This is a genomic window from Pseudobacteriovorax antillogorgiicola (genome assembly GCF_900177345.1).
Classification (GTDB): Bacteria; Bdellovibrionota_B; Oligoflexia; order Oligoflexales; family Oligoflexaceae; genus Pseudobacteriovorax; species Pseudobacteriovorax antillogorgiicola.
Window position 1 is genome coordinate 62,327 of record NZ_FWZT01000029.1, and the last position, 25,932, is coordinate 88,258.

A 25,932-nucleotide genomic window follows, 5' to 3' on the forward strand; every position below is an offset into this window, starting at 1 on the left:
TGTCACTTTTTTAAGAGGTAAGGAAGTGGAGATCCTCTGTCTCCATTTGAGTATTGCTCAGCATTAAGTCTGTAGTCACCAAAGCCAGGCGATCCGTTTTCCCATTGATTTTTACTTAAGCCCATAGCAGTCATGATAGATATAAGTAACTCATTGTAAGGTCGTCCCCAATATGGACCACTAGCAAGCCCAGGTTTGAGTGTTAGGTGTTGACTATAGTCAATATATAAATTGTGGTTTAGTGAACTACTTCCTCCAAAGAGAATGGCGGGCATATCGAGAGACTTGTGAGAATTAAGGACCGCAAAATCATCACATCCAAGCTCATTTCCCCAGAATATCAGTGTGTTGTCAAGATATGTTTCACCAGTCTCTTCATCTTCAACTTCATCAAGAAGCTCTAGAAGGTATTTCACCCGGTCGGAGTACCATCGGGCTATTGTTAAGGTGTGATCAATCATCTGAGCATGGGTAGCATAATGATGATTAACAGTCATACCTGGGAGGAAACTGTATTTTCGCTCTTCTTGGCCATGGCCTAGTTGAAGAGTAGCGACTCTAGTTGCGCCGCATTTTATTGCTTGTGCTAGAATTTCGGTTTGTGTCGCTATGAGAACTTCACAATTTTCAATTGAATTTTCAAATATATCAGGTTTTTTGAAACTACAATGAGAAGATAAACCCAGCCTACGCTGAGTTTCTGAAAGAAAGTCCAAGTGTTGCTCGATTTTCTCTCTATCTCTCTGTGTAATTTTTTGCGATGAAGTCAGCTCTTTATACAGTTGGTATACTGTTTCCAAAAGTGGCGAGTTGCCACTAGAGTGTGAGTTAAAAATAAGTTCGTATACCGAACGAGGTTGCTCAATCGGGACGATTGGTTCAAAGCCGTACTCTGTGTGTCTTACAGACAATGGTAGCGTAATTCTGCTAGTATCTCCCGCTACTGTGAGAAGATTTAATGACTTCAATGCCACTGAATAACTACTGTAATCAAGGCACTCGGCAATAACTTGGTCTATTGTTTCACGCAAGTCTTTGGCGTCTGCGAAACCACTAAGCATCTTTGTTGCCATATGAGTGTTATCATTTTGTGCAGTTAGATCCAGACCTCTTAATATGGTCATTTTTTCTTTAAAAGAATCAAATCTATTTTCGAGGATAGCACTAAGGGGCCCCTCGATATTAGATAGTCGTGCAACTCTTACATTATCGTCATGAATATGAAATGGTATGGATGACGGAATGTTCCAGTGCTTTATATGTTGACCATTTGGTGTAAAGATTGCGATAAATCTCTTAGGATAAGAGTGTTCGTTGGAACGGGCGGTTTTTGCCAAGGATAAACTTGGTATGAGAAACAAAAAGGAACGCAGTTGATCTATGACTTGCCTTCTACTATAAACATTACTTAATGCCATAGACTTCACCTTCGACTGTTCTAAAAGAGTCTGATATTAGGTATTTCTTGATAGCTTCTTTGATAGACATTGTATCGAACAAAGACGCGAGATAATGGACTTCCAAGTTTGACGGATTGTCGATCTTCTTACCGTAAGAAATTATTTGCTTAGCTAGACATGTCTGAATCATTCCTCTTTCAAGGAAAATTGTGAAGATGTCTTCCGGTTTATCAGCGACATAACTAGTTTCTTGGTAGGTAAATTCAACAAAGGAGTCTATAGGTAAGATATTCACTTTTTTAGGACGTCTATCAAATATTATTTCATTGTCTACGAATTGGCCAGCACCGTCGTAATTTTCAAAGGTGAATCCTATGGGATTCAAGATGGAATGGCATTTTTGACACGAAGAATCAGACGTTTTTTCTTCCCACTTATTCCTTGTAGTAGTAGTCTCGTCAACTTCAGGAATTTTAAGTGCATCATTCGGTAAGTTGTTTGGATCAGGGCGACCAAGATCTAGGCAGAGCGCCTTATCGACTATAAGTGCGGCCCTCTTTATTGGCCTACTAATATCCCTGTCATTGCCAGTGGCGAGCATTCTTGCGCGCGTGAAAACGCCTGGCCTATTTCTTAGAAATTTTCCTTCTTGTTTGTATATTTCTCTCAGAAGGGGATGTTCATAGAACTCTTGCTTGCTGAGGAATAGATCATGGATGGAGCCATTCTTCATGAATATTGTTTTACTCATGTTTTGGAGTTCAAGAGTAGATACTTCCTGTAGATTTTTTAAGTCTATTTCGATTTCTTCCGAGTATGCAAGCGCAGGGAAAGACTCCAGCTCTAGCCACTCGATAAAAAACCGGTTCCAATGAGATTGTGCATGCTTGGATTCCCATATTCTCTCGAAATGGTGGCTTCGATTATCAAGTGAAAACTGCCCGTCTCTGACATCCTGTAGCAGAGTCCGATCTGGGGGAAGACCTTGTAGAAAATATGAAAAATTTGAGGCGAAACTGTAGCTGTCTAATAGGAAAAGTGATTTTTTGGTTGAGTGTTCTTCAACGTAGCTAATCTTGTATAGAAAGTCTGGTGATTGAAGCATGAGCTGAGTTGCGTTTGCAACGATTTCTGCATTGGAGCTAGCTGGTGAAGCGACGTTGAGAAATTTTGAAACCTCTCTGGTTTCTATGGGGCGTCGAAGTATTTGAAATCCAAGAATATTGACCGCTTCTTCAATACAAGCCCAGTTCTGATTTGTAGATTTCAAGCAAGGGAACTCGTCCTCGAAGAAACCTTTTTTTTCTAATTGGTCAGTTATGTAATGTGCCACTCGCATATAACCGAATAAGTGATTGGCAGATAGGGTTTCTTTGAGGTTGGAGAACCCTTTGTACACATGATCCTCAGGGACACTAAGCAAAAGAATTTTAAGTTCTGGCCCAATGTCTGTATCGCCAATATTAAAGATATACTTGATTGAGTTGACATATTCTGCCTTTGAAAGGCGTCTTGTTGGAAGAACGTGAGCATAGTCTTCGTCTCGGTCGACGCTTGGTTCAAGCATACAGCTAGCCATAGATTGCATCAGGGCATAAGGTAGAGCTAGACGTGCAACGTTTATAAATATTTTCTTCAATAGGTCTGTCATTCAGATTTGATCGGAATAAGTTGTAGTTACCTTAGAATATAAAAGAGAACTGCAATCAACTATACTGTCAGTCCGACCAGAAGTAGCGAAACTTCGATTGGGTTCTACAACTAAATTTTAAACGATACTAGAACGAATAGCAATTTTGGCAGGTTCGGTGGTAACATTTCACTAGATATAAATAATGTTGTCTCTTTGATGCTATAGCAGACCTTCGATTAAGCTGGTAACTCTGGAAAGGTTGCCTTCAAAATTTAGTTCTTTCAATGATTCGAACTTGCTTTTTCGGTACTTCGTGTCTCTAACTAGACGTAATAAATTTGAAATAAGTCTATTTTCAGTATCATTTCCATATAGACCTAGATTGATAAAGCCTCCAGTAGAGATCATGGAGTTATGGGTTTCTTCTCGAATATTCTGGCAAATAACAATGGATGGAATATTCATGTATGCCAGTTCAAAAGTTGTTCTTCCGTTTGAACAGATAGCAATATCGGAGTTTGCCATCTGTTCCGAAATAGTACTGACATTCTCGAAAATATCGACTCGAGCATTGAGACCGAGACTTCCTACGAGTCTATCCAATTCAGATTTCCATTTGAAGCTTGGTCCGATGATAACAGATATGTCGATATGAGATATTTCCTTGATTTTTGTAAGTGCCTTTAGTACCAAACACGTCAGATTATTTGGATCAGATCCTCCAAATGTAAGGAGAATACTACCAACTTGCTCTTTGAATATGTTTGGAGATACAAACTCGAATTCGTTTCTTAAAAAATAGAATTGATAGCCCCACCTTGTATTCTGCGATGGTTTGTTGGGTGGAGGCTCGAAGAGCTCGTTAACCACCATATCTGCAATTTCAGCGCCTGGACCCAAATCTTCAAAGTTTAGTACTCTTATTCCAGATTTCTTGAGTTCGTTAACATACTCAAAGTCGGTGCTTAGAATATCATTGATAACTAGATCGGGTTGTAGTTGGTGAATAATGTTATGCGCAATCTGGAGTTCGGGGTAACTATAAATGTCATAATCTTTTGATGTTATTGTTTTTATTGCTTCTTCGCATTTCTCGGAAGTAACAAAAATGACTTCATGGTCAGAGATACTATGAGCTATTGCTAGCGAACGATAGACATGTCCCATTCCGATTTTTGAGTCGCCAATAATTCGAAAAACGATCCTTTTCCGTCTTAATAATTTTTCACAAACCCACCAATCTTGATGACTTTTAATCTCGAGTGTATTTGTCGAAAGCAGGTAAGGAAAGCATTTTAGAGTCGCCATAGACGATCGTTGGAGAGCTTCCATACGAACAATTTTGAAAGCGGAAACTTCGATTAACCTACTCTTTGGCTTTCTATCAGATAGAAACCGTTTAAGGTTGGACCAGGAGAAGGTGAAGTCGAAATATGACTCTTCTCTCACTGAAACAAGGGCATCAAACCCATTCATTGTGGCAAATTCACTAAGAGCAGACGAAATTTCGTTGGGAAGAACTAGTGGTGTGTAAGGTGAAAGAAAGAGCACAACATCGTACTCTCTGGATATATGATTTTTTAGATTTGTCGTAAAATCGGATGTCTCTAAGTCAATTTTCGAGTCGTATACATAGTCTAGACCATTGAATTTTGCGATCTGGATAATTTCCTGTGAATCTGTAAGAACAAGAATATCAGATATTCTCAGACTGATAGCCTTATCTATGGTTAACTGTATTAGACTCTTTTCCCCCAGCCTCTTTATTAAGTCGTCTGGAAAGGCTACATTTTTCTTTACCGCAGTGATCACGCACAAGGCTGACTTCATTCGGCCCCGCCTAGCGAGTCTATGCAAGTTTCAGTAGATGTTACCATATAATCGATATCATCATCTGTGATGCATGATTGGAAAGGGAACGAAATCATACTGTCAAAAAATTGTTCCGTGTGGGGGCAATTTGCCTCACCTGCACCTATTTTCTTATAGTAGTCGTAGAGATACAATGGGTAGTATTGAGTGGCACATTGGATGCCGAAGTCGAAAGCTAAGCTTGCAATGAGTTTATCTCTGAGATCGCCCTCTACTTTAGCAACTAAAAGATGATAATTGTGTCGTGCGCTATCACACCTATGAAAACGAAGAGTTTCATAATCGCTCAAGCGATCGATCACCTTGATAGCACGATCTCTTTTCGAGCTGATGATTGAAGCAATGTATGGAATCATTTCTAAACCTACTAAGCAGTTCGCCTCAGCCATGCAGTAATTGTTTGGTTGTAAGTAGCTACCATTGAATTCAGGCATGTCTGCATTAGACATAGCTGGGAGCCAATAGTGCTCGCGAGCATATGGAAAGGGCATATGACCGTTATGCCTCATGGCTTTGAAAATAGGCAAGAGATCTGGATTGTTGATGGATAGCAAGCCACCTTCACCCAAAGTAGATATGTTTTTATGAGAGTGGAAAGAAAAGACCCCAAAATCTCCGCTGGTACCAGCATGCTTTTCATCGAGCCATGTTCCTATTGCTTGGGCAGTGTCTTCTATCACTTGAATTTTATGGGCGCGAGCGTACTCTACAATTTCATTGATATCGGCAATATAGCCATAAAGGTGCACAACGACAATGGCTTTTGTATCTTTGCTTACAACTCTCTCGATACTCTTGGTATTGATAACTCTTGTCTCTGGGTCAATATCTGCCCATTTGATTTTAAATCCAGCTTTAGCAAAGGGGTAAGCCGAAGAGGTGTAGGTGTGAGCAGGAATAATTATTTCGCCTCCACCTTCTTTGGCAAATAGATACTGGGCAACTAGCTCTAAGGCGCAAGTAGCGTTGGCAACTGCTAGAACAGCTTCTGATCCGATATAGGAAGACATTCCGTACTCGAACTTTTGTAGGTACTCCCCTTGGGTAAGCGAGCTTGTCTCAGCTAAGAAACTATTTAATTTCTCTAAAACGGGCTTCGGGTAGTGATGGGCTCGGCCGCCAAATGGAATTCTATAGGTTGGCATTAGCTTACATCCTTAGAAAGAGCTCTTTAGTTCTGTTTTTGTTTAAGATTTTTCTATAGTCATCCCCTAGTGCATTAAGTAGTGGCTTTTCGTGGACTAAGGTAGACGTATGCAGTGTCTCAAATGACGTATCATCTATGCTAACAATGTTACTTCTAAGCACAATATCTTGCTTCTTTAGCATAGCCTGAAACTTTTTGGATTCACTAGGGTAGAACTCACCTAGAGCATTAAATGCTATACAATTTGCTTCACAGTGATGAGTCCCTTTTGCGATACTGAGCCCAGCAGAAAAAGGATGGATCAGTCCCACCATTGTGTTTGCGATGGACGCACCTCCTAAATATGATGCTGTCATCAGTTTCGCTCGATTATCGTCAGACATCATGTCATCAGATTCAAGAAACACTTCTTCACATAAGCGAAGAGCTTCTCTTGAAAAGGCATCTGCAACCGGATGGCGTAAGTTCCCATTGAGTGATTCGATACAATGAATGTAGGTATCCATGCCAGTATAGAAGTACTGTTCGCGAGGCACTGTTTTAGTTAAAGAAGGATCTAAGATTAAGTAGTCGAAGACAGAGTAGTTTGAATTCATGCCCAACTTGATGTTTTTAGTGTAGTTGGTCAATACACATGTTCGAGATGCTTCTGCGCCTGTACCAGAGATCGTTGGAATTCCGACTTTGAAAACTCCAGGTCTTTTTACGAGGTCCCACCCTTGGTAGTCAGCTGCAGAGCCTTCGTTTGTGAACATGTTAGAAACAGCTTTGGCGGTATCAAGAGTACTGCCTCCCCCTATGCCAATAACTATATCGGGTGTTGATAACTCTTGGGATCTAAAGTCTTCCATCATGGAGTCGATCTTTTCGGTTGATGGCTCGTTTGTATTATCGATATATATCAGCTTGTCTTGACTTCTTAAGTTGAGTGGAAGTTTTTTAGATTTGAAGAAGTCATCGATCAAGTAAATAGCGGACGCCCTGCGAGCCACACTTTTCACAAGTTCTGCTAGCTCATCGATTGCTCCAACGCCGAAACTATATCTGGAAACATTTTTAGACGCTGCCATCACGTGGCCTCTTTAATTGCATAATTATAACGTTTCACAGATAATACCGGAACTGAATCTATAATTCAATTGCTAGAAAGCTGGCATACGAGCTAGTTTAATTCTCAACTATGCGTGGAATTTGAATCACGTATACTGCAGGTTTCAGAAAATATCGTCATTACTATGATCTCTTTTAATCCAAACTAAGGTACGTCCAGGAGTTTGGAGTGTTCCATGTTAGAGTGAGCCTCAATGAGTGGAGTCTAATAATTTGATTTACAAGTCCTATGCTTTGCGATTCCAGGTCAGATTCAGTGTAATTAAGTCATATTTTTGGTCAGTTACGCAGATGTTGAGGTATCAAGGGTTAGTCTGGTTCTCATTTGTTGTCCTAAGTGGTCTATTACTGTCAACTGCAGAATATAGTATCGCTATTTTTCTTCAGATTTTTCTGACGGCACTAGGCTTAGTAGAAGCTAGGCATATTCCAGAGGGGCTTAGGTTTCTTACAAATTATTCCATGAGTAGCATAATCATATGCTTGATCGGCATTGGAGCAATAAGATCTTTGGGTCAGTTTTTGTCAACTAGAAGCCCTGTTAAGTTAGGAGCAATTATAAAGTATAACTTACAGCACCAAATACTGACTTATCTAACTTCCCAGAAGCAGCTGACTCTTTCGGAAGGGGAGTTCATGGGCTACTTTACCGATAGCTTGAATCGTACTTCGGTGATGATTGTAGCTTTAGCTAAGACGACTATAGCTATCATACAATGTCTACTATTACTAGCAGGTCTCATAGCGATGGCTTGGAAGCAGACATTGGTAGGTTTGACTTTAATTATCCTTATCGGCTTTGTCTCTTTGTACTTCAACCGAAAAATCTTGAAGTACTCTCCCCAGATGCCTGCGATCTACAAAAATATGATGGAAACGATCGGTATTGTTATGAAGAACTGGCTGTATCTTAGGGTTGTGGGAATGGAGAGGGAGCAAGTAAGAAAAGCCATATCTCATGCGAAATTGTACTTAGATCATCATGATAAGGCAATGCTGAATTCCGCCATTTCCGTAACACTCCCGTCGTTTCTCGGAGTAGTAGCGATCGCTTTCCTAGTTCAGTTTTCACTCGAGATTGGAACAGATGGAAGTATCATCCTAGCGTTTCTCTATATTTTTACTCGTCTTGTTCAACAGCTATCGTCGGTTGTCGGTGGTGTAAATGCGCTAACCAACGAATTTCCATCCTTTCAGATTGCAATGAGATACTTCTCACTCAGTCAGACTCAGCCGATAGAGGAAAGTGAGGCGAAGAGAAAAAGCGTTAATATACCACCATCGATCGTGATCAAAGACATGAGTTTTTCTTGGGAAAAGAATGTCGAACCTATATATAGAGATTACTGCTTAGAGATACAAGCCGGCTCTATTGTAGGAATTATGGGAGAAAGTGGGTGCGGTAAATCTACACTCCTTCAACTAATTCTGGGGCAAATTGAGCCTTCAAAGGGGAGTTTATACGTAGCTGGGAAGCCTGCAGTTACTTTTGCAAAAGAGTCAACTCGTAGTATCGCTTACGTCGGACCTGACCCTTATCTTTTTGATGGAACAGTGAGAGATAATCTCTGCTTTGGGCTTGATGAAGTGCCTAGTGATATTGATATATGGGAAGCGCTAGAAAAAGCGGAAATTTCATCGAGAATAGTAGATTTAGACGAGAGGTTCGATAGACATAGAGAAAAATTTTCGACAGGTGAAAAACAACGGTTGGCAATTGCGAGGGCATTGCTTAGAAGTCCAAAATTGCTTATTTTGGATGAAGCGTCAGCTAACCTTGATCATAGTACGGAGTCGCATCTTGCTTTAACTATCAGAAAGTTCGCAGGAGACTGCACGATCATAATGGTCTCGCATCGGAAGAACTTCTTGAAGTACTGTAATGAAGTTATTGACTTAGGAGCTAGCTAATTCCTTCTTGGACAATGTTGTGAATTCGAATAACTCCCTCAACTTTATGATTTACGTCAACCACAGGGATGACATTCACTGGCTTCTTCTCAAATTCCATAATTTGCAAAGCTTCTATGGCAAGCCTATCTTTGGAAATTATGGCAGGGTTTTTGGTGCAAATTTCACTTGCTTTACAAGAAAATATGTCGCTCTTACGGCTAGCAACTGCTCTTCTTATATCTCCATCCGTAATAATACCTTGCAAATGGTTGAAGTCATCTACAACTAGTACAGAGCCACATCCACTGATGGAGATGCTACTGACTATATCCATGAAGTGTGTGTCAGTTTTAATAAGTGTAGCCTTCTGCATGAGCCTTGATACCGTCATGGTCAATTTCTTCCCTAGGCTGCCAGAAGGGTGGTTGTAGGCAAACTCCTCTTTAGTAATCCCGGCGGACTGAGCCACTAAGACTGCTAGTATATCCGCAACTATCAAACTTATAGTACTTGAAGTAGTGGGGGCTAGGTTGTTATGGCATAGTTCTCTTTGGATGGAAGCATCGAAAACAATATCACATTCTCTAGCTAGCCGAGATTCCCTGTCTCCTAGTATTCCAATAACTTGAAATTGCCTTGATTTTGCATGTGGCAGTAGATCTAGCAGTTCGTGAGTGCTCCCACTATTACTAAAAATGAACATCAGTCCCTTGGTCTCTAAAATCCCTAAGTCGCCGTGCAGGGCTTCTACGGGGTGTAAAAAAATTGCTCTAAAACTTAAGCTTCGAAGAGTTGAAGACATCTTTTCCGCTATTATTCCAGACTTACCGATTCCGCTTGTAACGATCTGAACATTACTACCTCTGATCAGGCTCAAAAGAGAAGATACTGAATCTTCGTTTCGACTTGAAAGAGAGCGAAGTTCATCTATAAGAAGTTGAATACAACTCTTATAGATCGTTTGACCACTTTTAAGATTTGGTTCTGTCTGTAGATCTGCTTGTTCATACATTAAGTTCTGCTCCACTGTTCTTATTATTGCGATCGTATGACTCAGATTTCTGAGAGCATGAGTTCATACACTCCCTCGCCTGAAACCATTCACTACTGAATTCAATATCTCTAAACTCATTGAAAAACGGTCCACCGAGAGTAAAGTGAACATTCTTTGGTTTTCCTGTCTTTGGGTTAACTCCTACCAGGTAGTTCCACTCTGACGGTATATCGCCGATCTCAGCTTCAGGATTTTTTAGCCAGTGAAACTGATGTAGTTCAAGGCCCGAAGCGCGATTTACGTAATCTAGAGTTAAGGAGCGGCATTTCTCATTGTTGAAAATCATGACACTTGTCCAGTTCTTCATTTTGTACGATGTTTGGACTTTGTTTAGGAACTTGAGACCTTCTTCAGCTTCGTGTTTATGCTTTACAACTTGAACAGAGTACCGGCTATCTCGGAGATCCCAAAGCTTGGCAATATCGTCTAGTAGAAGCATGTCGTTATCCATGAATATGGACCAACCGTCATAATTGCTAAGGTAGGGCACTAGAAACCTTGAGAATGAGAACTCAGTGGACTGTAGCGGGTCTAAAGGGCGGTCAAAAATACTTTTTATATGACTTAGACAAATGGGCGTAATCGAGACTGGTTGACTCGACCTTTGAATAATACTTGACTGCAGGACATTATACGCCACAGAGACATTTCTATCGTATCCGATAAATATTCTGATCATGAAAAAAGCTCATTGAGGTGTTTAAATGTAATTAATTAGACGCTAGTATAGGATTATATGATTTGTCAAATGCCAAAAAGCTCACGATATCCTCGATATATACAGGGTGGAGAGTATGAATCTTTGCGTTATTCAAGCTAGACTTGGCTCTAAGAGGCTTCCACGCAAAATGCTTTTAGATTTACATGGCTTTCCCGTGATTGAATGGGTTATCAGAAGGCTCTTACGATCTCGAAACCTGGATAAAATCGTGTTAGCAATACCCCAGAATGATTTTGAGTTGGAAATGATCGGAGGCAAAATGGGGATTCCCGTTTATAAAGGGGACGAAGACGATGTTTTAGGGAGATTTAGGCTAGTCACAGACAAGCTGAAGCCTAGAAACGTTGTAAGAGTGTGTGCCGATAACCCGTTCGTAGACCCTGTTGAGATTGATCGACTTATTTCCTATTTTTCTTGTAATAAACTAGATTATGCATACAATCATATTCCTAGAAACAACCAGTATCCAGATGGTTTAGGGGCAGAGATTTGCACGATTGAATGTCTAGAAAGTATTTTTAGCAATGCTTCTGGCAAGGAACAGAGAGAACACCTATTTAATTATCTTTGGGAGAATCAAGAGTGCTTTCAGATTGGCACTTTTGACCCTTTGAATGTTGAGTGTCATAAGCCTCATTTACGTTTTGATATTGATACATTGCACGATCTACATAAGCTTAGAAGAATGAATGTGACGATCCAATCAACAATTAATTGTATCGTCAAACAAGGTGAGGGAGTAAGTGAATGAAAGAAATTCATAGTGCGTTTGATGTGTCACGCAGGTTTAATCCCTACATTATTGCCGAAGCAGGAGTAAACCATGAGGGAGACCTAGACCTTGCTAAACGTTTAGTTGATGAAGCTAAACTTGGTGGAGCAGATGCAATTAAGTTTCAGACTTACAAAGCAGAGAAAATCGCTTCAATAAATTCTCCTGCATACTGGGACTTAAAGAAGGAAAGAACTGAAAGTCAATTTGAGCTGTTTAAAAAGTACGATGGATTTGGAGAGTGTGAGTATCAGGAGCTAGCCAAATACTGTGCGAAAGCCGATATTGAGTTTATGAGCACACCGTTTGATTTAGAATCAGCAAACTTTCTAAACCCCCTTGTGAACGTTTTCAAAATATCATCTTCAGATATCACTAATAAGCCATTTTTAGAGCACATAGGTTCGCTCAATAAGCCAATAATACTATCTACGGGCGCATCATTTGTTCATGAGATTCAGGAAGCGCTTGGATGGCTTGAGCCATATAATGTGCCGGTTGCTCTATTGCATTGCGTGTTGGACTATCCAACAGCTGATGAGAATGCAAACCTAGCAATGATCACAGATCTTCAGGATAAGTTTCCAAGTCACGTAGTTGGATACTCAGATCATACGCTTCCAGGTGAAATGAAGATTTTAGAAACAGCAGCAGTGCTAGGTGCTAGAATTATAGAGAAGCACTTTACCCATGATAAGAATTTACCTGGGAATGATCACTATCATGCTATGGATTACAATGATCTTCTGACGTTCCAGCATAGGTTAAAAGTATTGCAGGCTATCTTGGGTAATGTAAAGAAGGAGCCTTTAGAAAATGAAAGATCAGCAAGGTTGAATGCGAGAAGAAGCTTGGTTCTCGCAAGACCTTTAAATTCGGGAGATAGACTCTCAATAGAAGATTTAACTTGGAAAAGGCCTGGTACCGGAATTAGTCCCAAATATGTGGAAAGCGTACTTTCAATGAAAGTGACGCGAGATATTAAAATTGACGAGATTCTTAATTGGCGTGATATAGATACATAGTTGGTAGTATCTATTTGGGCTTCTTAATAAGAGATTAGTTAACCCAAATATGGTAGATGTAATATTTCTCAATGACTTTAAACCCGCAAGAGTTGTATAGTTTGCAAGCTCCCACGTTTTCGCACTGAGTATAAACATCTACATATTTAAGGTTTTCCTCTGTGAATTTCTGTGCCGCGCCTTCTATCAGCATTTTACCAATTCCATGTCCTCTATATTTGTGATCGACTGCGATTAAACCTATTCTTCCTCGATCTCCGTGTTTAGCTAGGGTTATCATTCCTCGTATCTTATCATCTGACTTACTTGCAAGGTTTTCAAATGCTATTTCTCTGCGAATAGATCTAGTAATCCAGCATCTATAAAGTTCTTCAAACTTTTCTCTCGCAATATTCGGATCTCTATTAAATCTTGAGAATTGTCCGCTTTGAATTGCCAGAGATTCGAGTTCTTCGCTACTTTCAGAAGGGGAGATAGATACTATATCCTTACAAATACTATTTTTTTTCAGAGGTAAAGTAGCACTATACTTCACTTTTCCCCCTATTAGAAAGTTCTCGAGTTGTGGTAGAAGTTGATGGCTTTCAATGTAAGCCAATTTGATAGATCTTTGTTGTAGAGCTTTTTTAATGTCGAATCCACCTTCACTCGTTGGCTTCAACTTTGCTACGCCAAAACTAAAAAAATCACTATCCCATTCCAATGATTCTATTTCTAGCAAGATTCAGCTCCGCTGAGTGAGGCTTCTCTGTGTAATGATCTTTGCCAAGAGTTACTAAAGTAGCTATTTATCTTTTCTATGACTTTGTCTTGATCATCTCTAGTAAGTTCGTAGTAACAAGGCAAACGAATGAGTCGCTGACTTATGTCCTCCGTAACTTTTAGTCTCTGGTTAGTATTCCAAAACGTCCTTCCCATAGGTGAAGTGTGTAGAGGAACGTAATGGAAAACGGCATGGATGCCTGATCTATTCATATGAGAAATAAAATGGTCTCGATCGTGTTTCGATTTTTCGAGAATTATGTAAAACATATGACCATTGTGTTTAGAGCCCTCTGGGCAATGTGGAAGTTGAATATACCCTTTTTGAGAAAGAGGTTTAAGTGCTTTGTAGTAGTAGCGGTAGATAGCTTCCCTTTTAGAAGTAATTTTGTCAGCTTCCTCTAGCTGAGCATAAAGGAAAGCAGAGATTATTTCGGAAGGTAAGAAGGACGAGCCCTCGTCGACCCATGTGTACTTGCTGACTTCCCCTCTAAAAAATTTTGACCTATTTGTACCTTTTTCATGAATTATCTCTGCTCTCTCTAGAAAAATCTTATTGTTGATTACAAGAGCACCTCCTTCTCCGCAAATAAAGTTCTTTGTTTCATGAAAACTATATGCTCCGAGGTCACCTATAGTACCTAGAAAGTCATCTTTATATCTTGCGTGAACTGCCTGAGCTGCATCCTCAACTACCAGAATCCCATGGCGTGACGCTATGTCCATTATGGTTTTCATTTCGCAGGCGACACCAGCGTAATGCACAGGTACAATAACTTTCGTTCGTTTAGTAATAAGATCTTCTAGAAGTGTTTCATCCATGTTTAGGGTATCAGGCCTAATATCGACAAACTTAAGATTTGCTCCGCATCGCAAAAATGCGTTAGCCGTAGATACAAAAGTATAAGATGGGAGTATAACTTCATCTCCATCCTCTAAATTTGCCAAGATAGCTGCCATCTCCAATGCGGCCGTTCCAGATGTAGTTAGTAATACTCGATTTGCCTTGAAAGCTTCTTGCATCCAATATTCGCATTTCTTGGAAAAGTATCCATTTCCTGCAAGTCTTCCTCTTAATACAGCTTGCGAAATATAATGTAATTCTTTTCCGACAATAAAAGGCTTGTTGAAAGGTATTGAATTATTCGGTTCAATCACTAGGTGATCCTTCAGGATATGCTGTTGAATTTCTTAAAGAGAGCTGGATATTTTGGTCTTATGCTGCTTAATATACTACATCTAAGATCACTGCTCAGCGAAAAAATATTCAAGTCTCACTTGGGCCCGAAGGTACTTTTGACTACACTATTTATCCATGATGAACACAAGGTTTAGCTTTGAAAGAAACCACTATCGAAGCATGTAGGCCACTTATATCAGTAGTAATTCCCGTCTATAAGTGTGCTGACTGTCTTATAGAGTTGACGAATCGATTACAGATTAGTTTGGATGAAGTTAGTAAAAGATTTGAGATCCTACTTGTCGATGATTGGAGTCCAGATAATTCCTGGGAAATTATCCAAGATCTGGCACACTCGAACCCAACGATAAAAGGCATTCGTCTCTCGAAAAACTTCGGTCAGCATTATGCTATTGCTGCCGGGGTAGACCAAGTTTTGGGTGATTGGCTTATTGTTATGGATGGAGACCTTCAAGACCTGCCTGAAGAGATACCAAATTTGTATAAGGTAGCTACTGAGGGAGATTTTGATGTGGTTATGGCTAGGCGTAGGATTCGTCGAGACGCCTTTCTCAAGAAGGAGATCTCAAGACTGTTCTATCGAGTTTTGAGCTATTTGACAGATTCTCGCCTTGATCCAGCAATCGCAAACTTCGGGATTTATCGTCGAAATGTCGTCTCCGTAATCAGAGATATGACTGAAAGTATTCGTTACTTCCCTAGTATGGTAAGGTGGTCTGGATTCTCTCAAACAACACTTGATGTTACTCATGGTGGACGCCCTCACGGTGAATCGGCGTATAGCGTAAAAAAACTTCTAAGCTTGGGTATTGATGTGATCTTAGCTTATTCCGATAAACCACTCAAACTTACTGTCAAATTTGGATTTTTTCTTTCGATTTCTTCTTTGGTTTTCGTCTCCTATATAGTCTTCCAGAGACTGACAGGCCAAATAGAGGTGCTAGGATACTCCACCATAGTGGCTTCAGTATGGTTGTTGTCAGGGGTGATAATATTTATCCAAGGGATACTCGGTTTATATGTGGGAAAGATATTTGAATGTACTAAAGCGCGTCCGGTTTATATCATAAGTAAAACTGTTAATATGTTAGAGAATAAGCCCTCGAAAGAGTGAGGTTAGAATGCGAGATCAAATACTATCTTCCATCGAGAAGTACAATGTCATTTTGGTGTTTGCTATTATGACTGTGACTCAACTACCCTTGAGTGGATTTCCTGGTGGTCATCACGGGTGGGTGACATCTCATAATCTTGCTCTTTCTGGAAACTCCACAGTAGCAAACTACTTTGTTGGCTACACGATTCAGTTTGCTCAAGATTATTATTACTTTTTACGTTCGCCTTTTCCTAGTTATATCGTGATGAGCCTGCCTCAATATTTTTTCGAATCTATGATCGATCAGATTTTCTACACTAAAATATTGAATGCTGTCATAATTTCATTGAGCATTTTCTTTTTTCAAAGAGTGCTTATATGCCTTGAAATTTCACGGCTCAAAGCTATTGCGATTACACTTCTCAGTTTCTCGGGTCACTATGTCACTTTCTATCGCGATCTTGTAACGCCAGATGTTTACTCATTGTTGGGCATAGCGATTGCAATATATGGCATATCGCTGAAGATAACAGCAGACAGGATTTTTCCTCTATATGTTTGTGCTGTCTTAGCTCCTATGTTGGGTTGGGGATACTCAGTTATACCTACATTTTTTGTATACTGGTTTCTAATGCTTAGAGTATTCCATAAAAATACAACGTTCTATATTGCGTTAAAGTCTTCTTTAAGACATTCGAGCTTTATATCTTTGTTTCTTGCGTGCATAGTAACAGCATCTTTTCTAACTCATAATATTCTCGCCGAGGCTTTTGTTCGAGGGGTCTCGTTAACAGAGGTTGGCATTGTGAAATCGGCGCTTTTTAGGTTGGGTATAGAAGAGGGAGCCTCTACTACGCAGTGGGTCTACTATCTATATGAAAAAATGGCCAAGTACTTTCTTAAGGGCTTTACACCGATTTGGTATTTTAAGGTCTCAAGCCCTACACATATTGTAAAAGCACTCTCTATGAGTTTCATTTGCGTGCTCTTCATCTCCTGTATTTTTATATTTAGGCGATCCTTTGGGAGGCTATCTGAACGCAAGAGAATGATCGTTGTGCTGCTGCTTCTCTCTGGCCCGCTGTGGTTGGTACCGATGAGGAACTTGGCTAGATTTCATGACTATACAGCTATAATTTTTTGTCCATCATATATTGCAATTTATTTTGGTGCTCTCCTTTTTCTAAAGAAGAAATTTGAAAAATTTCTTTGTGGCGCTGCCGTAGTTGTCTATATTGCATCTAATGTTCTTTATATGAACCATAAGAACGTGGGAGTCGAATCACTTAACTTGGTCACATCTGAATTTGAGAAAGTTAAAGATTTACTTCCAGAAGGTGTTGTGGTTGACTACCGGCCAAACTATCAAGAAGTTATTCCAGGTGCGCCTCTCGCAGTAGGATACTACCTAAAAGGCCTTAAAGTAGGAACAGAGTTCAATTCCAATTATCTGATTTCACGATCCAATGAAGAAGAAGGGACTTATCGTCTGTTGACGCCAACTCATAAAATGCTGTTTTTATATAAGAGATCAGACCCTGACCATATTGGTAAACAGGTGATAGAAGAGGTTGGTAAAAAAGTTCTTTAAACGGCTGCATGTTGAAATAGTTTCAGGAGATGTGCTAGGGTGTTAGAGAAAAGTTTCATTACGTTCGCGATACCGTACTACTCTAAGCCTAAGTACTTAGTAGAGGCTATAGAAAGTGTGTTTTCACAAACCTGTGAAACATGGCGAATTCACATATTCGATGACAATCCAAATAATCCACTCGATCTAGACTTAATTAACTCTTATCTTGAAGACTCAAGAGTTACTTATTCTTTGAATAGTTCTAATCTAGGGATTGCAAAAAATTGGAATCAATGTCTTGAAAGTGCAAAGACTGACCTAGTTACCATACTACACTCTGATGATTGCTTGTTACCAGATTATATGGAAATGATTTATGATTCTGCATCCCGTTTTGAAGAGGCATCGGCCTATTTTTGCCAGACTGAGATAATAGATTCTAAGGGTAATCAGATATTTTCATTCGTTGATTTTGTTAAAAGATACTTCAGACCAAAAGGTGATCTTTTCCGTGTAGAAGGAGAGTCAGGACTACTATCTCTGCTAAAGGGAAACTATATCATGTGTCCCACGATTTGTTACAAAATGAGTAAAGTAAAAAAACTAAGATTCAATGAAAGATGGCTAATGGTTTTGGACTTGGATTTTTATTTCAGGGTTTTACTATCGGGGAACCACCTTGTCGGTAGTGATAAGCCTGTATATAAATATCGACGTCACAAAGAAAATCAAACTTCGATTCTTAATGATAATCTGAAGAGGTTCAAAGAGGAGATTGATATTTACGCATCTATCTCTAAAGACTGTGTTGATATTGGATGGAATCGAGCTGCAAAAGTTGCGAGAAAGAAGCAAATTGTTAAGGCACACCTTATCTTTCTGTCATTGAAAGACTTACTTAGTTTACGACTTCGCTCGGTTACAAAGAAGCTCCGACTAATACTCCAAAATTGAGGTTGAGTTTATGTCATGGATGGTAATCTTAATTGTTAGTGGGACTCTTCTACTGACAATTTCGCAATTTGGAGGGCGTTTGTCAGCAAGGAATGCTCTAGTGTGGTGGGCTGTTAGTGCCTTTTTAGTGTTATCTCTGATTTTGCCAGGAGCGCTCGAACCGCTAGCAAAGGCACTAGGGATCGAGTTAGTCAGTAACTTGGTAATGGCTAGTTTGATATTCTTTCTCTTTCTGCAGACACTAGAAATGAGTGTCGAGAATACAAGTGCCAACCGTAAGATGAGAATTTTCGTTTCAAAAATTGCTGCTAAAGGATTTGACGTAGGTGGAAGATGGAAGTTCAATCGATGGAAGGCCTTAATAGTGTTGCCTTGCTATAACGAGGAAGAAAATCTTTTATCGCTAATTCCCAAACTAGAGAATATCAAGAGTGAGCATGGAATTGAGTACTGCTTTGTAAATGACGGTAGTACTGATAGCAGCGAAATGATTCTTAACAAACAATGCCCTGATAACTACGTCAGTCATGAGATTAACATCGGAGTTTCGGGTGTTCTCATGACGGGATTCAATATTGCAAAAAATAATGGATATGATTTTGTCGTCCAGTGTGATTCAGACGGCCAGCACCCTCTTGGTGACGTAACAAAGATGATCAACTTTGCCCAGAGTAATAAAGTCGACCTTACAATTGGCAGTCGTTTTAGAGATGTCAGAGTGTTGAAGGCAAATCGAAAAAGTACAACTGCTATGAGGATATTCGGTATTGGGTTGATTAGATTCAGCTTGGGGCTATTTGGACTATTTAGTACTGTGAAAGACCCAACATCAGGCTTTAGAGTATATAGTCGTAAAGCTATTGGTGTTCTAGCTAACTGTATGCCAGATGAGTATCCTGAGCCCGAAAGTTTAGCTCTGATGGCTGTGCACCAATTGAAGGTTGCAGAAATAAGTGTTTCAATGAATCCCAGGGTTGCGGGTGTATCAAGTATTACAGCTACTAAGAAAATTCGATATATGGTCAAGGTTTTTTCATCGTTAGTAGGGTTAAGGCTGAGATCTACTTTTTAGGTAAAAGTTTGAAGAACATCTATTCCAGTTATCAATGCCACTGGTTTAGGCTGAAGACTCCTCGTGCCAATGCCTTCGAGGGATTTTCAACCTATCGTGTGGCTTCGGCCTTCTTTTAATTGCTCTTGGCTCTCGCCTTCCTGAGCGCTTCTTTAGTGGCTGGCTAATTATCGTCGCAAGAATATATTTTTGTAGCTTGTCCAGATTGTTAACGATCACCTGAAAGCGGCAATGAATGAACCATCATTGCCGCTAGAGGATGCTTTGTTAGGGCTCCCTGTGCGTTACCTCGCACAATATTCTAGTAGCCAATTCTTAGTTTAAAATCCTATTCTTTTTTCAGATATTTTTGAGGTTTGAAGTGGACCCTATGGTTTAGACCAGTAGAAGTGATCTGTTAGTTATCCCATCATGCAGCTTCTTTCAAGCACTTCTCACCAACTTTGGTAGTCTTCACTGCGATTCTACTATTATAGGCCATATCTGGAGTCCCGTATTTCAGCCAAGAGTGAGGCCTTTCGCTGTTATAGAAGGAAATATACTTCTCACCGACATCGAGCAAAGCTCGGAATCTTAATTTGATTAATTTGACATCAAGAGGCACAAAGGGTCATCAGTTAACAACATCCTGAGATTATTATGATTAACGATGACTTTCACGTAAAACGAATTGATCACCATGGTATAGTTGCTGGCGTGATCAGAGATTTGGGTATTGATAGCTACGTCGATCGACGGTTAGGCTCTTCAGGCAACGAATCTGTCTCTACTGGGCAGGCTGTGGCCGCTATGATCATCAATGGACTCGGGTATACTGACAAGCCATTGTCCATGACAACAGAGTTTTTTGAACAGCTTCCGACCCGAGTATGCCAGGGTGTCTGAGACAGTTTTGACTAAAGTTTAAGAAACTATTAGTCAGACTACCGGAATGGACTTTCGTTCAATTTTAACGTTTATACCAACGTTCTCTGCTGGAACGGTTAGCCTTGGGCCTGCTTTGTTAAAGCGCTCAGGAAAGCTGCTGAAAGCCTTTTTTAAGACCTTCTTCCGTTCTTCAAGCACTTCTTCTGTACGACCTTCGTAAACCATTGCTGGTGTTAACAGGCCAAGGTTAATGTGGCGATGATCGTGGTTATACCATTCGAAAAACTTCTTCATCTCTACTTTGGCCTAATCAAGGTTTTTATACCAACCGCGAAAAAACCGATGGTACTTTAAGGTCTTGAACTGGGACTCAGAAAAAGCGTTGTCGTCACTTACACGAGGTCGAGAAAAACTTCGACTTAATCCCAAGAGTGCAACCAACTCCACTGTTGAAGCGGCTTTCATTGGACTACCTCGATCGGAATGAATCGTCAAGCTTTCTTCGATTAAATTTTTATTTTGTAAACTCTCTCGAATGAAATGCTGTGCTAGATCCGCATTCTCGCGTTCCGACACCATCCAACCAACAACATAACGACTGTACACATCAAGCATCACGTAAAGAAAATAGTACTTCCCTATAAAAGGCCCAGGAAGCCGAGTAATGTCCCAACTCCAGACTGTATTTGGTCCAGTTGCCTTAATAATTGGTTTGGGATGTTTCTGTTTACGCCTAACCATTCTTCGCTCTCGCGATAGGCTATTCTCCTGTAAGATACGATACATTGTCCGAATGGAGCAATACCACTTGCCTTCATCCAAAAGTTTGCTATAAGCCTGATAGGGGCTGTCTTCGATATGTTTCTCTGAGCATAAAATACTCAATACTTCTTCCCTTTGCTCATTAGATAATTTATTCACTGGTGCAGCTTTCCTTGCTCCAGTAGGTTGTTTTCGAGGCTTTAGGGATCTGTACAGGCTCGCTCTGGAAACTCCACTAAGCTTTGCATACCAGGTAAGATCAGCCTTAATAGTTTTGTTCTTGTGGTAACGAGTTAGTCGCTGTCTGATTTGGGATTGGGTGGTTTTGGAAGTTGAATCCCGAACATCTCCGATACTTTTTTTTGAATATCGATGATAGCTTCGGCATGTTCAAGCCTTCTAGTAGCTGTTTCTAGCTGCTTGCGAAGCCTTTCATTCTCACGCTTGAGCTTAGCTTCATTGTCAGGTTTAGGCCCCCTCTTCTTGCTAAAAACGCCCGCAAGTGCATCCTCAGCTTCGCTCTTCCACTTACTCACTTGATTCGCATAGAGACCTTCTCGTCTCAACAGTTTACCAACCTCTCCGCGCTTACACTGGGCAAGTTCCTCTAGAATCCTGGCCTTGTATTCTGGGGAGAATGTTCTTCGACCTGGCTTCTCATTAATCTGTTCGGATGATAGGCTAGAGCTAGCTGTTTGATTTTCTTTGTTTTTGTTATCTGACATTTGAGATCCTTCATATACCGCCCTTTGTTATACTGAATTATCGGTATAGTTGTCTCATCTTTTCCTGGCACATAGAGTTCTGGTAAGGATCTCTCTTTTGTGAGGTGGCGGATTGATCAGATGGTAAGGAAATTTGCATCACGTCAACAGCCAGTAAAACGTGGAGGTCGCTCATGGAGTAAGTGGAGCCATAGTGAAATATATGATAAGTGGAAGCTCTTTAACGGTTATCATGTAAAACCTAGGCAGTGTACATCATGAGCAGCAGTCCCATAAACCTTAACGGCGAATTCTCTGGGTAACGCCTCATGCCGGAAAACGGCGCGTGGGGTGTGACGGGCATTGAAGGGAGACGGGGTTAATTGATCTTGAATCGTGATTTAACTACCGCGCCCTTCCCTGACCCAAGCTAACTGCTTCTTAGCTGGCCCTCGCTTCGAAGCTTGAAGTCGAGGTTTGTGATACCAACTGGAACGAGCAATACCAAGCCACAAGAGAGTCTTTTTGAGGTTTGAGAGTTTGTTCTCGCTGACAGACTCGTCGATCATCTTACGGCTTGTGGCAGTGAGCTTTATAGGTCCGAAATTTTTTTTAAAACCGTATTGGCTACCGTAAGGTTGGCTATGATTTCATCTCTCTGAGCTATCTTGCTTTAACTTATCGCACTCGCTATTCTGCCTTGATTTTCCTTTGGATCGATTAGTAATAGCTGTTTTCCCTGCACTTATAAACTCATCTTTGAGCCGGTATAGGCTTCCTTCACTTATTTTGAAGCGTCTAGCTATAGCTGAAGCTGACTCACTTCGTGTCAATAGTGCCATCACAGCTTCAACCCTTTGCGCATTGCTAATCTGCAGCTTCTTACCCATGATACCTCCTTGTAACTCGTTAAGTTTACATCAGGAAGTGAATTTTCTCACTGTAGTGAGTCCAATTAACCCCGAGCAAGACACTTGCTAGCGGCGATATCGAGAAAAATGGGCCATTGGGTGGTGCTGTGAACTATATGATAAAACGATGGACCGAACTCAATGAGTTTATGCATACCCCAGGTGTTCCTTTTTCGAACGCCGAATGCGAACGCACCATTAAAAAGTTAATTACCCATCGTAAATACAGCTTGTTTTACAAAACTGCCAAGGGCGCTCAAGTTGGTGATGTTATCCAAAGCCTAATCGCCACTTGCCAAGAGCTTGGGGTTAGCCCCTGCAAGTACCTTGCCTGGCTCCAAGGAATAAGTCCGCGGTTAAACAGTCGCCGGAAGCCTATCTGCCTTGGTGCTATTCAGCATAAATTTTTTTTGCTTTTTTTTTACTGAGGGGACACGAGTGACTCAAGAAAATCGGTTTGCAGAATTGGGGAACTTACACATTGTAATCAAAGAGGTCCGTTTTACAGTAGAATAATGTTATTCTTGGACTTTAGTACCTCAAATTTCCACTGAACCAGAATAAACTTTAGAAAGTATTTCAATTTAGCATGAAACAAGGAAATTATAGGCATTTATTGGACAAAGGGTATTTAAATATATGTCTTGTCTTCTTCGTCTGTTATGGATTTTTTGGAACAGGAATTTCTCTCTTAATTCCCCCACTACAAGGTCCAGATGAAGCTACGCACTGGATTTCTGCAGTCTATAGAGCATCTTCCAAAGTTGATGGACGGGTTTGTAGCAAGGAATTGGATCTTCCTGCTTATTTCGAATTCAAAACTGTGGCATTTCAATCCCATAAGAAATTGAAGAGCAACATTTATTCTCAGGCAAGTACAGATAGACCTTCAAAATGCATTACTACTGATCCCGCTAATTATGGTAATAGCTTCACATACTTGGCTGTGTGGCTTGCTAAGGTGTTGGTGCCAGATGAAGAGTCGTCTATTCGTAAAGCGATCGTATCTTTTCACCTGGCAAGAATTATAAATGGCTTCGTGATACTTTCTGCACTGCTATTTTTACTATATTCCGTGACTCCAGGAAGGAGTTTAGGCCTCCTGTTTGTTGCATTCATAGTCCAGTCGCCTTTGTTTATTCAGCAGACATTTACGATTTCATCAGATTGGATCATAATCCTTACTAGTCTTCTAGTTCTCATTAGGTGTTTCTCCAGGAAGCCCTTAGGGTTCCTGTTTTTCTCATTATTTTCAATAATATCGGTTGGGGCCATACTGACGAAACCCGTAATTTTACCTTTGCTAATGCTACCTCTTCTTTTTCCTATAAAAGATGAAGCAGCCTTTACCTATAAGAACTTAAAAGTAACTTACAACCACATAGCTGCGTTAGTTCAGTGCTTTGCTTTTCTTGCTTATGTAGCAACCATTTTTACCAACTCCGATGAATTTACAGACAGTGGTAATATTTCGGGTTTAGACCCGATAGCTCAACTAAGATTCATTTTATTTCATTTCGATGTAGCTTGTACAGCAATCTACAGGGGGATAGTTGACTGGATTACTTGGGATAAATTTCTTGGGCCTCTGGGGTGGGTAGATGTATTTTTCGCTAAAACAACCCTGCGTTATTGGTCAGAACTGACTCAAGGGGTTTTGTATATAGAGGGGCTTATTTTGACTATTACTGCTTATAATGCGAGGCGGTTAAAGTTCTCAAGAACTAGGTTGCTTCTAGGGTGTCTCTTAGTTTTTGGCTCTTTCATCGCAGTTCCTTTTGCCATGTATCTGCTTGTAACTGTGCCTGGAAGCAACTTTGTAAATGGTTTGCAGACCAGATATTATTTTCCAAGTATCATAGCATCAATGGCAATATTTCAGCTGTTTCCCCTAGAATGTGAAGACGAATCAGTAGAACTTTCGTTGACCCAAGAAACTATTTTATGGGTCATAACTCTTATTCCCCTTGGATTCTTACTTCGTTTCTATGCTTTTGTTTGGATTGATGTACTTTGGAGGTATAGATGAGAAAGGGGTACCCAAACCGACCTGAAAATAAGGCCTGTAAATGAGTATCCATCCTATCCCTGAGGAACGGAGTCATCGAATTTGGGATCAAATCGAACGAGCCCATCACGGCATTGTGTGAGTCAAAGTACGAAGTTCCGCAATAGGATGGCATGGAAAAGCTTATAGATTGCCAAAATGGAGTATTTTCTCAATGTTGGACTGGAGTATAGAGTTCACTACGATCACGAGGACTATGCTGACAAGTTCTGCTCAGGTGCTCAGGTGGCAGAGACTATAAATTCCAAAGCTTAGCTCGAGATAAAGTGGCTAATAACCCTGAAAGGAGTGCTCGTAAGTACACTCTTACTTCAACTCGGAAACACTTCTCGGAACATGATTTCATGACATATTCGGGTTGCCACCAACATTAATTGGAAAAGTTTGGCCTCTATCGCTTGACGCTGAAAGTCAATAGTCGGCCTGTGGCCTAGAATCCCTTTGAACTAGACTAATTTCTTAGCCACTACAATAAACTCATTGTATTTGAAGAATGAGCCGGTAAATCTAGGAAATGGAAACGAAAAGCTTTTAACTATGCTTAGGTCCAGGTCATTGCACATGGATTCGAGTTCTGCGAATCGTATAAATTCGACATGCGTCGAATCAGACCTATAACCAGCTTCTTGTGGCGTGATAAAAACTATCGAACCATCTGTACGTACGTACGGGAGATAGTCCTTTACGAGCCGAAAGCCTTCTTTGTATGTCATATGTTCCAAAACATGAGCGATTAGTAGTGAGTCGAAAGACTTCTGTGCATAGTTGAGGTTGTGAAACTCCTTTGCGGTGAAGGCTTGTAAACCTCTTGCCCGTGCGACGCTAACAGATGTTTGATTGTGATCTACACCGACTCCGTTTCCGCCTAAATGAATCAAGTTTCTACCTATCCCGCACCCAACATCTAGGGTGTAGCCTAACTTCAGTCGCCTTAGGTTCCATCGGTAGGGAGCTTGAACATTGAAGAGTACCTTCCAACGTGCGAGTTCTTTTGACTCCAAGCGAGAAGTGTAATTTACGGTTTTAGTGTCACCCATTCTTGCTCTCCTTCGGGCCTTGATGTTTAGCTAATGTATTTGTCAAAAATTTCTCGAAAAGCTTAGTCTACCGTGAGCCCATTCGAAAGTTTATTCTTTGGCCCTTGCAATAAATTACAGTATGTCAAACAGGAGGAAAGTCTCAGATTGTCAACTTTCCTGGAAAAAACGGAAAAAAAGTGATTTGGGCCTTGACTGGATGAGGGCAAGTCCGTATAAGTCTTCCTCACGCCACTGATGAGGAGTTAACAACAACTCACAGCAAACGGTTGAAAAACCAAGGCAAAGTTCTTTGAAA

At 40.5% G+C, this 25,932-nt stretch carries 24 protein-coding genes; 10 read left to right on the plus strand and 14 right to left on the minus strand.

What is annotated here, in order from left to right:
• Positions 1–2: 2 nt before the first annotated feature.
• The 5 genes from B9N89_RS27260 to B9N89_RS27280 all read right to left on the minus strand — a co-directional run bounded on the left by B9N89_RS27260 (position 3) and on the right by B9N89_RS27280 (position 7,122).
• Positions 3–1,418 (minus strand): DUF1552 domain-containing protein, encoded by a 1,416-nt coding sequence (locus B9N89_RS27260; RefSeq protein ID WP_132324725.1) that lies wholly within the window; start codon positions 1,416–1,418, stop codon positions 3–5.
• Entirely contained in the window at positions 1,405–3,051 is a 1,647-nt protein-coding gene (locus B9N89_RS27265) for a DUF1588 domain-containing protein (RefSeq protein WP_132324723.1), read from the minus strand. The genes B9N89_RS27260 and B9N89_RS27265 overlap by 14 nt, the downstream gene beginning before the upstream one ends.
• Before the next feature lie 201 nt (positions 3,052–3,252).
• Positions 3,253–4,863, minus strand: a complete 1,611-nt coding sequence (locus tag B9N89_RS27270; protein ID WP_132324721.1) for a glycosyltransferase — start codon at positions 4,861–4,863, stop codon at positions 3,253–3,255.
• The gene (locus B9N89_RS27275; protein WP_132324719.1) at positions 4,860–6,050 is read right to left on the minus strand and encodes a DegT/DnrJ/EryC1/StrS family aminotransferase; all 1,191 of its coding nucleotides are present in this window, start codon (positions 6,048–6,050) and stop codon (positions 4,860–4,862) included. The genes B9N89_RS27270 and B9N89_RS27275 overlap by 4 nt, the downstream gene beginning before the upstream one ends.
• 4 nt (positions 6,051–6,054) lie before the next feature.
• The gene (locus B9N89_RS27280) at positions 6,055–7,122 is read right to left on the minus strand and encodes an iron-containing alcohol dehydrogenase family protein (RefSeq protein WP_132324717.1); all 1,068 of its coding nucleotides are present in this window, start codon (positions 7,120–7,122) and stop codon (positions 6,055–6,057) included.
• Between the two features lie 868 nt (positions 7,123–7,990).
• Here B9N89_RS27280 and B9N89_RS27285 point away from each other — a divergent pair.
• Positions 7,991–9,073 (plus strand): ATP-binding cassette domain-containing protein, encoded by a 1,083-nt coding sequence (locus tag B9N89_RS27285; protein ID WP_159455677.1) that lies wholly within the window; start codon positions 7,991–7,993, stop codon positions 9,071–9,073.
• Here the strand turns inward: B9N89_RS27285 and B9N89_RS27290 are convergent.
• The gene (locus B9N89_RS27290) at positions 9,066–10,067 is read right to left on the minus strand and encodes a KpsF/GutQ family sugar-phosphate isomerase (protein WP_132324713.1); all 1,002 of its coding nucleotides are present in this window, start codon (positions 10,065–10,067) and stop codon (positions 9,066–9,068) included. The two genes, B9N89_RS27285 and B9N89_RS27290, sit on opposite strands and share 8 nt — an antisense overlap.
• Positions 10,060–10,788 (minus strand): glycosyltransferase family protein, encoded by a 729-nt coding sequence (locus tag B9N89_RS27295; protein ID WP_132324702.1) that lies wholly within the window; start codon positions 10,786–10,788, stop codon positions 10,060–10,062. Before B9N89_RS27295 ends, B9N89_RS27290 begins: the two co-directional genes overlap by 8 nt.
• Positions 10,789–10,903: 115 nt before the next feature.
• On the opposite strand from B9N89_RS27295, the gene B9N89_RS27300 reads away from it, so the two are divergent.
• Both B9N89_RS27300 and B9N89_RS27305 read left to right on the plus strand, forming a co-directional pair.
• On the plus strand, positions 10,904–11,581 hold the full coding sequence (locus B9N89_RS27300) for a cytidylyltransferase domain-containing protein (RefSeq protein ID WP_132324700.1): 678 nt from the start codon (positions 10,904–10,906) through the stop codon (positions 11,579–11,581).
• Positions 11,578–12,627: an N-acetylneuraminate synthase family protein gene (locus tag B9N89_RS27305; protein ID WP_132324698.1), complete on the plus strand. Its 1,050-nt coding sequence runs from the start codon at positions 11,578–11,580 to the stop codon at positions 12,625–12,627. The genes B9N89_RS27300 and B9N89_RS27305 overlap by 4 nt, the downstream gene beginning before the upstream one ends.
• Before the next feature lie 34 nt (positions 12,628–12,661).
• Here B9N89_RS27305 and B9N89_RS27310 read toward each other — a convergent pair whose 3' ends face one another.
• The gene (locus B9N89_RS27310) at positions 12,662–13,330 is read right to left on the minus strand and encodes a GNAT family N-acetyltransferase (protein WP_234996178.1); all 669 of its coding nucleotides are present in this window, start codon (positions 13,328–13,330) and stop codon (positions 12,662–12,664) included.
• 11 nt (positions 13,331–13,341) lie between these two features.
• Positions 13,342–14,547 (minus strand): dTDP-4-amino-4,6-dideoxygalactose transaminase, encoded by a 1,206-nt coding sequence (rffA, locus tag B9N89_RS27315; RefSeq protein WP_234996179.1) that lies wholly within the window; start codon positions 14,545–14,547, stop codon positions 13,342–13,344.
• 179 nt (positions 14,548–14,726) lie between these two features.
• Here rffA and B9N89_RS27320 point away from each other — a divergent pair, with 179 nt between their 5' ends.
• From B9N89_RS27320 to B9N89_RS27340, 5 genes are all read left to right on the plus strand, one after another.
• Complete coding sequence (locus B9N89_RS27320; protein WP_200820803.1) at positions 14,727–15,704, plus strand: glycosyltransferase family 2 protein; 978 nt, start codon at positions 14,727–14,729, stop codon at positions 15,702–15,704.
• A 67-nt stretch (positions 15,705–15,771) separates the two neighbouring features.
• A complete protein-coding gene (locus B9N89_RS27325; RefSeq protein ID WP_132324694.1) occupies positions 15,772–17,277 on the plus strand; it encodes a hypothetical protein in 1,506 nt (501 codons plus the stop codon).
• 39 nt (positions 17,278–17,316) lie between these two features.
• Complete coding sequence (locus B9N89_RS27330; RefSeq protein ID WP_132324692.1) at positions 17,317–18,213, plus strand: glycosyltransferase family 2 protein; 897 nt, start codon at positions 17,317–17,319, stop codon at positions 18,211–18,213.
• 19 nt (positions 18,214–18,232) lie between these two features.
• Positions 18,233–19,285, plus strand: a complete 1,053-nt coding sequence (locus tag B9N89_RS27335) for a DUF2304 family protein (protein WP_234996182.1) — start codon at positions 18,233–18,235, stop codon at positions 19,283–19,285.
• A gap of 639 nt (positions 19,286–19,924) precedes the next feature.
• Positions 19,925–20,170, plus strand: coding sequence for a DUF4277 domain-containing protein (locus B9N89_RS27340; protein ID WP_132324688.1), 246 nt, complete (start codon positions 19,925–19,927; stop codon positions 20,168–20,170).
• Positions 20,171–20,203: 33 nt separating this feature from the next.
• On the opposite strand, the gene B9N89_RS27345 is transcribed toward B9N89_RS27340, so the two are convergent.
• From B9N89_RS27345 to B9N89_RS27360, 4 genes are all read right to left on the minus strand, one after another.
• Positions 20,204–20,446 (minus strand): hypothetical protein, encoded by a 243-nt coding sequence (locus B9N89_RS27345; RefSeq protein WP_132324686.1) that lies wholly within the window; start codon positions 20,444–20,446, stop codon positions 20,204–20,206.
• Positions 20,447–20,458: 12 nt separating this feature from the next.
• Positions 20,459–21,073: a DDE-type integrase/transposase/recombinase gene (locus tag B9N89_RS27350; protein ID WP_132324684.1), complete on the minus strand. Its 615-nt coding sequence runs from the start codon at positions 21,071–21,073 to the stop codon at positions 20,459–20,461.
• Between the two features lie 134 nt (positions 21,074–21,207).
• Entirely contained in the window at positions 21,208–21,639 is a 432-nt protein-coding gene (locus tag B9N89_RS27355; protein WP_132324682.1) for a transposase, read from the minus strand.
• A gap of 629 nt (positions 21,640–22,268) precedes the next feature.
• Positions 22,269–22,508: a helix-turn-helix domain-containing protein gene (locus B9N89_RS27360; protein WP_132324680.1), complete on the minus strand. Its 240-nt coding sequence runs from the start codon at positions 22,506–22,508 to the stop codon at positions 22,269–22,271.
• A gap of 98 nt (positions 22,509–22,606) precedes the next feature.
• Between B9N89_RS27360 and B9N89_RS27365 the strand changes: the two genes are divergently transcribed.
• Together B9N89_RS27365 and B9N89_RS27370 are read left to right on the plus strand one after the other, a co-directional pair.
• Positions 22,607–22,957, plus strand: coding sequence for an IS66 family transposase (locus B9N89_RS27365; RefSeq protein ID WP_268808913.1), 351 nt, complete (start codon positions 22,607–22,609; stop codon positions 22,955–22,957).
• A gap of 161 nt (positions 22,958–23,118) precedes the next feature.
• Complete coding sequence (locus B9N89_RS27370; protein WP_132324676.1) at positions 23,119–24,558, plus strand: DUF2142 domain-containing protein; 1,440 nt, start codon at positions 23,119–23,121, stop codon at positions 24,556–24,558.
• 485 nt (positions 24,559–25,043) lie between these two features.
• Here the strand turns inward: B9N89_RS27370 and B9N89_RS27375 are convergent, their stop codons facing one another.
• Positions 25,044–25,634: a class I SAM-dependent methyltransferase gene (locus tag B9N89_RS27375; RefSeq protein ID WP_132324674.1), complete on the minus strand. Its 591-nt coding sequence runs from the start codon at positions 25,632–25,634 to the stop codon at positions 25,044–25,046.
• Between the last annotated feature and the right edge of the window lie 298 nt (positions 25,635–25,932).